The organism is Mesotoga sp. BH458_6_3_2_1, assembly GCF_003664995.1.
Taxonomy (GTDB): Bacteria; Thermotogota; Thermotogae; order Petrotogales; family Kosmotogaceae; genus Mesotoga.
In genome coordinates this window covers 270,225-282,628 of sequence record NZ_JFHL01000029.1, presented here as the reverse complement: position 1 = coordinate 282,628, position 12,404 = coordinate 270,225, and the positions used below count along the sequence as shown (strand labels likewise).

General features: G+C 45.6%; 11 protein-coding genes and 1 tRNA gene. 2 read left to right on the top strand and 10 right to left on the bottom strand.

All coding sequences use genetic code 11. The features are described 5' to 3' along the window. Positions 1-96 precede the first annotated feature (96 nt). The 10 genes from Y697_RS13965 to glpX all read right to left on the bottom strand — a co-directional run bounded on the left by Y697_RS13965 (position 97) and on the right by glpX (position 11,047). The gene (locus tag Y697_RS13965) at positions 97-759 is read right to left on the bottom strand and encodes a class I SAM-dependent methyltransferase (RefSeq protein WP_121552407.1); all 663 of its coding nucleotides are present in this window, start codon (positions 757-759) and stop codon (positions 97-99) included. 81 nt (positions 760-840) lie between these two features. Next, entirely contained in the window at positions 841-1,812 is a 972-nt protein-coding gene (locus Y697_RS13960) for a Gfo/Idh/MocA family protein (protein ID WP_259462591.1), read from the bottom strand. 4 nt (positions 1,813-1,816) lie between these two features. Beyond that, positions 1,817-2,827, bottom strand: a complete 1,011-nt coding sequence (locus Y697_RS13955; protein ID WP_121552405.1) for a Gfo/Idh/MocA family protein — start codon at positions 2,825-2,827, stop codon at positions 1,817-1,819. 77 nt (positions 2,828-2,904) lie between these two features. Continuing rightward, positions 2,905-4,140: a metallopeptidase TldD-related protein gene (locus Y697_RS13950; protein WP_259462590.1), complete on the bottom strand. Its 1,236-nt coding sequence runs from the start codon at positions 4,138-4,140 to the stop codon at positions 2,905-2,907. 13 nt (positions 4,141-4,153) lie between these two features. After that, complete coding sequence (locus Y697_RS13945; RefSeq protein ID WP_121552403.1) at positions 4,154-5,494, bottom strand: TldD/PmbA family protein; 1,341 nt, start codon at positions 5,492-5,494, stop codon at positions 4,154-4,156. 248 nt (positions 5,495-5,742) lie between these two features. After that, positions 5,743-6,804, bottom strand: a complete 1,062-nt coding sequence (gene proB / locus Y697_RS13940) for a glutamate 5-kinase (protein WP_121552402.1) — start codon at positions 6,802-6,804, stop codon at positions 5,743-5,745. Then, on the bottom strand, positions 6,804-8,048 hold the full coding sequence (locus tag Y697_RS13935; RefSeq protein WP_121552401.1) for a glutamate-5-semialdehyde dehydrogenase: 1,245 nt from the start codon (positions 8,046-8,048) through the stop codon (positions 6,804-6,806). Before Y697_RS13935 ends, proB begins: the two co-directional genes overlap by 1 nt. Beyond that, on the bottom strand, positions 8,029-8,859 hold the full coding sequence (gene proC, locus Y697_RS13930; protein ID WP_121552400.1) for a pyrroline-5-carboxylate reductase: 831 nt from the start codon (positions 8,857-8,859) through the stop codon (positions 8,029-8,031). The genes Y697_RS13935 and proC overlap by 20 nt, the downstream gene beginning before the upstream one ends. Positions 8,860-8,880: 21 nt before the next feature. Then, positions 8,881-9,468, bottom strand: a complete 588-nt coding sequence (locus Y697_RS13925) for a glutamine amidotransferase-related protein (RefSeq protein WP_121552399.1) — start codon at positions 9,466-9,468, stop codon at positions 8,881-8,883. A gap of 565 nt (positions 9,469-10,033) precedes the next feature. After that, positions 10,034-11,047 (bottom strand): class II fructose-bisphosphatase, encoded by a 1,014-nt coding sequence (glpX, locus tag Y697_RS13920; protein ID WP_121552398.1) that lies wholly within the window; start codon positions 11,045-11,047, stop codon positions 10,034-10,036. Positions 11,048-11,453: 406 nt separating this feature from the next. Here glpX and Y697_RS13915 point away from each other — a divergent pair, with 406 nt between their 5' ends. Together Y697_RS13915 and Y697_RS13910 are read left to right on the top strand one after the other, a co-directional pair. Then, a complete protein-coding gene (locus Y697_RS13915; RefSeq protein WP_121552397.1) occupies positions 11,454-12,158 on the top strand; it encodes a DUF3298 and DUF4163 domain-containing protein in 705 nt (234 codons plus the stop codon). 95 nt (positions 12,159-12,253) lie between these two features. Then, a tRNA-Leu gene (locus Y697_RS13910) sits at positions 12,254-12,343 on the top strand. Positions 12,344-12,404 lie beyond the last annotated feature (61 nt).

Genomic DNA, 12,404 nt, shown 5'->3' with positions numbered 1-12,404 from the left:
AATCGAGCAGAGCACTTCAGACAATAATAATGACTTCTTATGAACTCCGTTGGGTTAATAGGTCATAGTAATAACTTCACACTTGCCATGAATCCTTTAGATAAAGCTTGCACTTATCAACCCCACTAGTGGATGGACCTGAAGGATTTCGATTTCGCTCGCGCCGGAGGTCTCAAAAACTTCTCTCATGAATGAAATGCTCGCCGGGTGATCTGTTTCGCTGTCATCAAAATATACTTCTTCCCACGTATCCTTGTGCTTACCTGGATCGTCGAACCACATAATATCACCAATAACTATCCTCCCGGGTCTCATTAGCATTTCTGCCAACCCAGAGATGGCCTCCTTCTTCATCGGATCAGTTAGATGGTGAAGAGAATAGATTGCGACAACCTTATTCACATTTTGCCGAAAAACGTCCGTCTCTTCACAAGGGTCCTCAAAGGAGCCTCTGAAGAATTCCACATTTTCGACACCAGAACTGGCCACATTTATTCTGGCGTCCTCCAACATCCTTCTACTAATATCTATTCCAATTACTCTCTTGCAGTAAGGACTCGCAGCCACAGCCCATCTTCCCCGACCCGTTCCAATGTCCAGCAAAGTGTCTTCCAAACCAAGCTCAAGATAGTCGAGCGCAAGCGCTCCAACCATAGCGATTATGTCTCCCTTGAATGGGTCTATGTCTGCTATCGGTGAAGCGTCAGGAAGGTTGTCAAACTCCTGCTCCAATTTTCTTCGATCGTACTGATGCTTCAATTAGCTCACCTCATAAATGTGTTCATCTCTTCTCGATTATACCTCAGAGCTGAAAACTGAGAAGAAAAGGCTGGAACGGTTTTACACAATTTCTGTCTCTCTTCCTTCTTCATAGCTCCTGTATGCAGAACAAACTACCTTCAAGGCTTGTAATCCATCTTCTCCTATCGTAAACGGGCTTCTACCTGAACTTATCACTTCAACAAACTCCTCAATCATTAGCTGATCAAGATTATCGCCGTAGTTCTCCCAGCTTGAACCATTTTCATTTGAGTAGACTTCGATTTTCGAGTTGAAGATGTCAAGAAAGAGTGTTCCCTTCGTTCCTACAATGCGCAACGTAACATCTCCCCAGTAAGGGTGAGCCCTTGGTCTCGACCAGCTGCAGTCCAATGTCATGTACTGACCCGTTGAGAGTTTGAACATCTCCAGTCCGCAGTCCTCGACCTGTATATCGTGTATTAGGGTACCGAAAGTGGCGTAGACCGTTGAGAATTCACAGTCAAGAAGCCACCTCACAATGTCGACCACATGAACGGTATGATCCATCACGGCTCCGCCCCCACTAAGCTCGGGGTCAGTGAACCAACCGCCTGGCATTCTCCCATGGTTAGTTCCGACCAAGTTAATTATATCGACCAGAGAATCGGCCCTTATGATCTCTTTTGCTTTTCTGACAGAAGCGCTGTACCTAACCGGAAAGGCCATTTGAAGCTTAACGCTATTCTCCTTGCAAATCTCCACCATTGCATTCGCGTCTTCCACAGTTGTTGCTATCGGCTTTTCGCAGAGGACGTGTTTTCCCTTTAGGGCGGCGATCTCAACGAACTTTCTGTGAGTCGAATTCTCGCTGGTTACTATTACTCCGTCGCTTCCAGCAACGAGTTCTTCGGGGCATTCGAAGGACTCTATCCCAAGATCTCTGCATGCTTTGTTCATTCTGTATTCATCGTCGTCGTAAAGCCCAGAAATTTCGACATTATTCATTCCGTCAAGCGCTCTTGCATAGCTGTAAGCGTGCATATGTGCAATACCGAGAATCCCTATTTTCATCATCTCAGTGCACCTCCGAAAGTTCGACCGGTCTGAGCAGTCTTGCCGAAAGGTTGGCCGCCAGCGCGATTCTCAATGATTCGATGGCCTCTTTTCCGTTCACAGGTACTTCCTTTTCTTCATCTACCGAGAGTATAAACGATTTCAGCTCAGCAGCATAAGGATCGAAATAAGCGGGATTCTCCTGTACGTATTTTGGTTTTCCGTCGATCGAGGTTTGCAGCTTAAGTGTCGTTTCTCTCTCGTAACTGTTGGTGATCATTCCCCTAGTACCGATGAATTCGTAGAACGTCCCAAAATTTACAGGCATCCCGGGCGGTTCGGCCCAACTACCTTCAACGTGCACCAGGGCGCCGGATTCGAACTTCAGAATTGCCATTCCATGATCGAAAGAGCTCTTTTTCCCATCGGAACTCAGAATGGAGGACCTGGCTTCCACCGTGGCCACTGGGCCGAGTAGTTTTCTGAGAAAATCAAAATCGTGTATGGATAGATCAACAAAGACGCCTCCGCTCTTTTCTGGATCTGCAAACCAATTGTCAATCCCATGAGACGGGAAAGAGCCACCTCTGTAGAGTCGTGCCATCACAATCTCACCGATGTCCTTTGCCACAGAGAGTTCCTTTACCACACTATATTGCGGAAAGAATCGTACAACGTGACCTACCATGAACTTATTGCCGCTCTTTCCGGCCGCTTCGTCCATAGCAATGGCGTCTTCCAAATTGAGAGCGATAGGTTTTTCACAGAAAACGTGCTTCCCAACCTCCAGCGCCCTGATGGCAAGGTTCCTGTGAGTAAATGTGGGCGTGCAGATATCTACAATATCTATACCATCGTTTTCAAGGACTTCCTCAAAGCTAGCAACAACCGCTCCATAACGCTCCGCGAGCACTCTAGCCCTGCTCACTACTGGATCGACTATCCAGAGCGAGCTCATTTGGTTCATGGCCCTGCAGGCCCTCGCATGGACGTTGCCCATCATCCCCGCTCCAAGTATAGCTATCGAGTGCATCGAACACCTCCTGATCCAACTCAAAAAGCGGTCCTCCAAAATAGGAGGAAGCGCTCCTCATTTGTCAGCCGGAAACACTACAGTTTCTCAACTTTCATATTCATTACGGTCAATTTTGCGTTTTCGAGCCCAAGGAAGTCATTACTTGAAACTCCGCGGAAGTCTTTTCCGAACATATCATATAGATGAGAAGAAATACTGATCTCGGGTAGTCTTCCAATGAACCTTTCGCCATCAAACAAAAACGCTAGCTGGGCAGGCGTCGCAAAATGGCCATCTTGAGTGAAGTCTCCTCCGCTGGCGATAAGAACAAAGATTCCCTTCTGACCTCCCAGGAGTTGCTTAATAGTCTCTTCCGATTCAGAAAACTTGAGCATCGGTGTGCCAAGTTCAGGTAGCCCATCGAATTCCCCGCCGGCAGAGCCAGTGAGCGGCAGACTATAAGTGGACGCCGTCTTCTTATCTGTGTATGGGGACCTTACTACACCGTTTTCGATCAAAGCGAATCGATCGGCATCATTGACCGTCCCTTCCGAATCGAAGAATGGTTCGTTGAAACCGTCCATGATATTTCTGGTCTGCAAAAGGGTGACCTTCTCAGAAAAGACTTTCATATCAGTCTTCCCGGAAAGCAGAGATCCACCTGTCGCAAAGAGCATCCCGTTAAGGGACTCATACAGTTTCTTGTAGTAGGTTATATCGTCTGACATGAAGACCACCGGATATTCTCCCGCTTCGATTCCCTCTAGCTGATTCTTGTAAGCATCGCAAATCATGTTAGTGAGTTCGATAAATCTTTTCTTCTGGAATTTCCTGCCCTCGTAACCTGTCATGGCATCGATGATATTCGACGATTTCTTGTCTTTTATCACGAGTGAGAGACTTACCGATTCTCGCGAAGACTTGAGATTAAGGCCCAGATTGTTTCTCAGTTGAGATTCAATCTTACTACTCCTAAAGATGTGACTGAAGCTAAACTCGGGTTGGTCGATCCTAAGCCTTTCGAGGATCTCTTCGGTTGCTTCAAGCAGCTCCGCACTGTTTTGGAGATCGGACTGGACGTATTCTTCTCGTTCGAGATCTTTCGATGCCTCGGAAGGATAAGGTATTCCCAGCTCCAGAGATCGTTTAGCTCTGGTGTTGAGCTCTTTTTCATCGCATTCGCCAAGCGAACCTGCAACTCCCATCGTTTTACCGTCGTAAAGCCGAACAGAAGTACGCAGAACATCCTTTTTTCTCAGTGAGCTAACACGAGTCTGAACAATCTTCACTGCATTCTCTATATAATGGACTACCAACTTCTCTTCTGTCATAGATATCATCTCCTTAATGAATGTTCAGCGAACGGACTCGAACAAAGGGTCCGCCAAATCCAACTGGAAGAGGAAACTGCTCCATCTTTCCACACCCTCCAAGAGAGAATGAGAGAAGTTTGAAGTCCTCAGTAAGCCCTTCTATCTCGTTCAACGTCTGGAAAACGCTCCCAGTTACAACGGAAATTTTCACCGGCTCCGTGATCTTTCCTTCTCTTATCAAATAAGCCCTGTTTGGTGCAAGAGTGAAGGTCGACATCCCAGACCCGTGATTGAGAGAATCGACAAATACTCCGTCTTTGATCCCGGAAAGAAGTTCTTCGAAAGACAATTCTCCAGGGGATATGAAAGTTGTTGTCATCCTCACTACTGGTTCATACTCGAAGTTGACGGCTCTGGCATTTCCCGTCAGTTCTTCTTCCAGTGCAGCTGCAGTCTCTGCACTGTGCAATCTTCCCGACAGGTAACCGTCTTTTATCAGGTGAGTTTCTACCGCCTTCGTTCCTTCGTCATCGAACACGACATGGCCAACGCCAGGTTTGTTTCCGTCATCGATGATTGAAAGTATTTCGCTTCCGACTTTTCGTCCAATTTTCCACTCTTCCATCATGGTCCTGTCTCCAAGCATGAAGTCTGCTTCGCTCTTATGTCCAAAACTTTCGTGGGCAAAGACTCCTGCGGCTTCAGGAGAAAGAACTACCGGGTATTTTCCTGGGGTAATGGGTTTGGCATGTCTTATGAAGTCTTCAGAGGTCTTGATTGTCCGTCTAACTTCTTCGTGGAGACCCCTAATCTCATCCAGTTTGTTTCCCGCCAAATCAAATCTATCCATGAACTGATCCTCACCGCAAACCATTTGATAGAGCAGTCTAAAACCGACCCGTTGATAATCAAATGTGAGATCTGCACCTTTGCTTGAAAAGAAGCTCTTGACGACTCTCTGATCAATATATTGACCTCTCCAGAATTTCACAAGCTCGCTCTTCCCAATGAGAGGAAAATAGCTTGAGAGTAAATCAAATTTCTCTCTGAGAGAGACAAGAGAGAAATCTTCACCTTCTTTGTAGCTCAAATAGGATCCCTTGTTGACTTCGAATTTTCGAACGATACTGTTTTCTTCGATATTGGAGTTTTCTTTTGCTAGACTGGCAAGTCTATCTAGTTCCTCTTGAATGGAATCTAGATTCGTAGTCGAGCTATAGTACCACCTTTCTCCATCAAAGACCCTTACGAAAGCCGCTACATACTTCTGCTCTTTCATGTTATCAGTCCGCCCGAGAGAAACAACAATGTCGCTCTTTGAAACATCCTCGACTCTCACATCGGAGTAAAGATTATCCGGAAAACTATACATATTTCACCTCCAGCAATTGTTCAACAAAAGTATATAACGGGATAAACCAACCTCAGTTCATAGATTCCCATAACTAGCCCTATCAAGTCCGTATAGATCCAGGCTCGCTATTGACTAGCGTCAATTTAAAGTAACTCTTCTTGGTCGAATTGTCACTATAGATAAGCATCCCCTTTTACTTCCTGGCATCACGTGACGACTACCTTGAAGAGTGTATAACAAAGAGAATTGTTGTGAAGAACATATGTCTAAATATGATAAGAATTGTCAATGTGGACTACTACTTTCGCGCAGTCATGCCCCAGTACTGAAGATATTCTGTCGCTCCTCACTCCCCTGATTCTCTTGACTTCAAACGCACTGAAGTTTGAGATTCCTCTGGCTATCTCTTCACCTTCGAGCGAAGATATGCTGACTACCTCTCCCTCAGAAAAGTCTCCTGAAACATCCTCCACGCCTACGGCAAGGAGGCTCTTTCCTCTTCTAATTGCGCCCTCGGCCCCACGATTTATCTTGATTACCCCCTTAGGAGTTGATAGAAATCCAATCCATGCCTTCCTCGCGCCGGGCGACTCTATCGGAGTGAAGACCGTACCGATATCTCTCCCTCTAACAAAGTCTTCTATCTGCCCAAGCTCTCTGCCGTTGCAGATGCAGCTTCTGATTCCGCTCGCAGATGCGGCCCGCGCGGCTCTTATCTTGGTATCTATGCCCCCGGTGCCCCACGACGAGCTTTCTATGTTCTTCAATCTCCTTGACGCATCAAATATCGAGATGACTTCACCATTTTCGTCTACCAATCCCCTAACGGTCGACATCAATACAAGTTGATCTGCCTGCCATCCAATTGCAAACATAGATGCAAGTATGTCGTTGTCCCCAAACATTATCTCCTCAGTAGATGTCGTATCATTCTCATTGACTACAGGAACGAGCCCAAGCTCCAGAAGTCCAATCAGAGTATTCCTCAAGTTAAGGAACCTTTTTCTGTCGCCGAAGTCGTCCCTGTTTACGAGAATCTGGGCAATCTTCTCCCCAAACAGTCCAAAGACCGTTTCGTAGAGCTTCATAAGCTGAACCTGACCTGCTGCACAAAGAGCTTGTTTCATGTAAAGGTCGCTGGTACGTTTCCTTCCTTCAAGATAACCAAAACCGGCCGCCTTTGCTCCTGAAGATACTAAAACAACCTGGTTGTCGTTGGACTTGAGCATAGAGATTTCCCTTGCAAGCTCAGTTATATACTTCTTGTCAATTTCTCCATCCTTTTTTACCAACAGGTTTGAGCCAACCTTAAGAACTATCCTTGACATTACTTTCTCACCTGATTGTCACCCAGTACAGTGTACTTATAGCTAGTTAGCTCTTTCAGGCCAAACGGGCCTCGAGCATGAAGCTTCTGAGTACTTATTCCAATCTCGCTGCCAAATCCGAATTCACCGCCGTCTGTGAATCGAGTCGATGCATTTACATAAACGGCGGCGGAATCCACAGCTTTCAGAAAACGTCTAGAGTTGGCATAATCATTTGTTAAGATGGCCTCAGAGTGACCCGTTGAGTACTTCTCGATATGCGATACCGCTTCCTCGACGTCATCAACTATTTTCACCGCCAGAACCAAATCGAGAAACTCTGTAGAATAGTCTTCCTCAGTTGCAGGTAGCATTTTCCAGTATCTTATCGATTCATTGCAGCCTCTGAGCTCAACTCCCTTTGCAGTTAGGACCTCTGCGACACGGGGGATAAACTCAGCCGCAATCGACTTGTGAACAAGAACTGTTTCAACTGCGTTACAGGTTCCGGGCCTTTGAGTCTTGGCATTATCAACAATCATCACCGCTTTGTCGACATCGGCATTATAATCAACAAAGATGTGACAGTTGCCGGTTCCGGTTTCTATTACCGGTATTCTGGAGTTATTGACGACGAATTTGATCAAGCCGGTCCCTCCCCTTGGAATAATCAAAGAAAGGTACTGGTTCATCTTCAACATCTCTTCAACTGCTTCGTGAGAAGTATCTTCGACAAGTTCCACTGAACCCTCGGGAAGTCCGGCCGTAGTCAGTGCTTTCTTTATAACCGACACAATCGCTTTGTTGGAGTTAATCGCATCACTTCCTCCCTTAAGGAGGACTGAATTGCCGGATTTTATAGAGAGAATCGATGCATCGACGGTCACATTTGGCCTGGATTCATAAATCATTCCTATAGCACCTATGGGCACTCTCACTCTGGAGATTTGGAGCCCTTCCTTCTGGACCCAGGTATTTTCAATTTCGCCAACGGGGTCAGCCAAAGAGACAACACTTCTACATGATTCGATCATCGCCGCTATTCTATCTTCTGAAAGGGCGAGTCTATCGACTAGAGACTCCTTCATTCCCTTCTTTCTTGAATTCTCAACGTCAATGGAATTGGCCCGCAGAATCTTCTCTTTCTGAGCCTCGATTTCTAGGCAGATAGACAAGATCGCTTCGTTCTTCTCATCAGTACTGAGCAACCTCAGCTTTCGCGAGGCAGCTTTTACTTTTTCACCTTTATCGAGAAGATCTGTCATTGGTCACCTCCAGCTCCGAGTTTATCTCCTTAGCTCTAAGATAAGTGTCGAACAACGCCTTCATTATGGTACCTCTCAATCCTTCTCTTTCCAGTGAGTAAATTCCCTCGATAGTTGTCCCCCCAGGAGAGGTCACAAGATGACGGAATTCACCAGGGTGATTGCCCTTCACCTTCAGCAGCTCAACAGAACCCCCCAGAGTACCAAGAATCAGCTCTCTGGCAACATCGTAGGACAGACCCATCTTCAAACCTACATCTATCAGAGACTCGACTATGACAAAAACAAAGGCCGGTCCACTACCGCTCAAAGCTGTTACTGCGGCTAGATCCTTTTCACGGACCTCCACAATCTCGCCCATCGTGAGAAGAATTCTTTCAACATCCCTCTTATCCTTTCCAGTTAGCGAACTTGAGCAGACAAAACCCGTAACTCCACGGCCAATAGCACTCGGGACATTTGGCATAATTCGTGCGACCTTTTCCAAACCCGTCTTTTCTGAAATCAGACTAATTTCTATCCCTGTGATTGTGCTTATAATAATCGGGCAAGAGTTTTCGCCGTTAATTATCTCCGAGAATAACTCCAGGCAATCCTGAGGTTTAACAGCAATGATTACATGAGTGCAGTTCGACAGAACTTCATCCGGACTCGAAGCAATTCTGACTCTCTCGTCTTCTGCTGAATAGTTTGAAAGGCGCTCTTGATTTCTATCTAGCAAATAGAGTCTATCGAGATCCCTTAGCTCTCCAAGGAGTCTATCTGCAAAAATACTGCCTATGTTTCCTACTCCGATAATTCCTATTTTCATTTTCTCCTCCCCAATCATTCCTCAATGGGAACAAACAATCCTGGAGAAGTTGGGAAAAATTCGCATCAACTCCTCCTCTGAACCAAGTGCGGTTTCTTCGGGGTGAAACTGAACACCAAACCTAGTACCGTCTTTGGAGGCGATTCCCTGGATGAAAGTAGCATCTCCCCATGCAATCTGATCGTACCCACAGGGAACATAGGGTAGACCATAGTTATGTCGTTGATACGCTTCAACTTCACCCTTCATTCCAGAGAATAGCTCGCATGAGTTATTAAGCCGAATCTTTGAGACTCCTAGCTCTCTGGATACAACAAGTGATTCCTCAGATAGCCGGGCCAATATTTGCATTCCCAGACAAATCCCTAGAACGGGACCAGGAAAACTCTTCACATAAGAGGCTCCTAGCACCGGCACAACTCCTTTGAAATAACCACTCATCGAAAAGCCGCCAGTAAGGATCAGCCCGTCGCACCGGAGTTCTTCTTCAGGAAATCCCTTCAGAAAGGTTTTCCAGGTTCTGAACTCGACACCTAACATCTCCAGAGCCCTTTCAACAGGAGATACCACTGTTTCAAAATCAATATCGTTAACCAAAATGCAGATCACACTACTTACCTCCGCCATTTGCGGTTATTATAGCACTTCAAGACGTACAGATTCTCTCGGAGACGCAACAAGATTTATCAAATCAAACGCTTCCTGCAAAAGCTAGACCAGACAGATCAAATTCCAGACTGAACGCATGGATTACTCGATATTGCCAAAAAATACAAAGGAGATTACTTGGGAGGCTCTTCACTTCTCTTCCTTCTCTGTATCTTCTAAAACGAGGAATAAATCTCAATACACTTCGCACTGTAAGTAATCAAAGGTGCGATGCCATCTTTTCTACTACAGGACGGCAACGGGTAGAAATGGCTCTTATCACTTTTTAGCTTTTGTCTGGAGAACTCTTTTTCTGTACGGGTGGTAATTTTGGTACCTTGACCCTCATGGAAGCGTCTTCTTGAATACTTATTGACTGAGGAATTCATTCTCTTTCACCTGTGGTTCAATATCTAACCCGAAGGCTGTCATGTTTTCCAGAAGTGAACCTCAAACGCCAAACTAGCAGATTAACTGGGAAAGATCTCTTTCTTGTCTTCTGATCTATAAGAATCAAAGGATTATTCTACATTCTCTTTCCCAGCAAGCTGTTGAATATAAAGACCTCTCCTCCGGATTTTGTTGTGATTGTTTTGTAGGCGATCTCATGATAGGCCCTTATTCTTCTCACCGTTCTCGTACTTGATCGCATTGCAATTGAATCAGTTATCGCCTGATTATGAGTAAATCGTACACCCTTTAAGAATGAACCATCAGTAATCCCGGTTGCGCTGAATACAACTTCTTCACCATCAATAAGGTCCTTTGTCCCGTAAACTCTATTGAGCTCAAAAGACGAATTGTTGACCTTTTCAATCTCACCGGAATCCCTTGGCCAGCATTTCACCTGGATTTCGCCTCCCATGCACTGAAGCGCAGAGGCTGCGAGAACCGCTTCGGGCGAGCCTCCTATTCCCATGTATATCTCCGTTCCTCCATCTGGCAGAGCAGTCGCAATTGCGGCAGCTATATCTCCATCATTTATCAACCTGATTCTTGCTCCCACAGTTCTTACTGCCTCAACCAGAGGATAATTCCTCTCTCTGTCTAGAATAGTGACAGTCAGTTCCGATACTTTTACGCCAAGAATCGCAGCCGCAATACGCAGGTTCTCTCGTGGAGTTGCTTCTATATCAAGATTGCCAGCAAGTTCCTTTCCAACGGCCAGCTTGTCCACATAATAAGTCGGAAGAGGAGCGACTTTTCCTCCTTCAGTAGCTGCAATGACACTTAATGCATTTGATCTTCCATTTGCTACCAGTCTCGTGCCATCAACGGGATCGACTGCTATAAGTACTTCGGGATCGTCGTCGTTCCATTTGCCTACATGTTCTCCCGCCGCAAGCATTGGCGCCTGGTCCTTCTCTCCTTCGCCAATAACGATTGTCCCTTTCATCTCAAGAAGATCGAGAATCCCCCTCATTGCGTCGACAGCCCTTTGATCTACGGCTTCCTTATTACCTCTACCAAGATAGACACTTGAGAACAAAGCCGCCGCTTCAGTCACCCTTACCATATCAAGGGTTATTTCTGGAATCAATACAATCACCCCCTGCTAAATCATAGCATCGGAATGCAGTTTTTTCGCCGACTCTCAACTAATTACCAATCAAGCAGTAAATCTCTTTGCCGAAAGCTCCAGGTCTCATTGTTCTACATCTTGCACTGTGAAGACATCGTACTGATAACTGTTTATGTGGCGGAATAGAGATTGACAAACTCATCCATCAAGTGAACAGAAGATGATCAAGAAAGCTTCAACAGAGTGCTCAGGAAATCGAAAAGCTCTGGGAGAAGAGATTTCTAAATACTAGAAGTGAACTGCTTTCATTTGCATAAAACCTCTTCCATCGGTGATATCATCTAGTTAAGAGCAATTCCATTTTTAGGACATCGGAAACAGCAACTGATTCTTTCGTTACGTGCAATTACGAGGAGGGGATAAAATGCGTAAATTGTTTATTGCAAGCTATATTTTGCTGATTCTTGTTACTGCGTTTTCTTTCACACAGGATCTTCCTGAGCAGGTTTTTGTTTCCCAAGGAGACCTGATTTCTGTTCTCGGAAAGCAGGTAATTGAGGATTCAGAAATTTGCGCCGTCAATATTCAGGTGCCTTCTATCAACGGATTGAAGGATAAGCCGTTTCAAGACTATTTCAATGCAGCTCTGGAATCGGAAATTGCTCAATATAGAAGTGAAATCGAAGAGATGGCCAGAAAGGCCTTTGAGGAATCAAAGACATCTGAATGGCCCTTTCGAGTTTTCAATGTCTATGTAGTCTATTCAGCATATGTGAGCGACGGAATTCTCACCTTGGATATGATCTTCAGCGAATTCACGGGTGGAGCACATCCCAATGCATCGAGAAGAACTTACAATATAGATTTATCGAAATCTCGTCTTGTGGCCTTACACAATATTCTCGACAATAAGGCCGTTGAAGATGCATTAAATGAGTCAATAAAATCAGAGATTGCAGAGCGTGAGGACCTTTGGCCGGATTACTTCGACGGAGTTACAACTGATCAGAGCTTCTACCTAAAAGCGGGAAGATTGTGCGTATGCTTTCAGCCTTACGACATAGGACCCTGGGCTTCGGGAATGCCTGAGTTCTGCTTCCCTCTGAAAGAACTGCTCAATCAGAGATGAAGAAAGCTTAGTCTCTTGTCATAGAGTCTTTCGGAAGTGTAGATTCGAGTGACTCGTTGACACCAATAATCATTGATGGTAAAGTTTTATTGCTGGCCGAGGTGGTGGAACTGGCAGACGCGGCGGACTCAAAATCCGCTGGGGTTGAGAGCCCCGTGCGGGTTCGATTCCCGCCCTCGGCACCAGAGGAAGGCTAAGCCTTCCTCTTTTCGTTAAATACAGCGCTCGTTGTGTTTTAATGAAGTT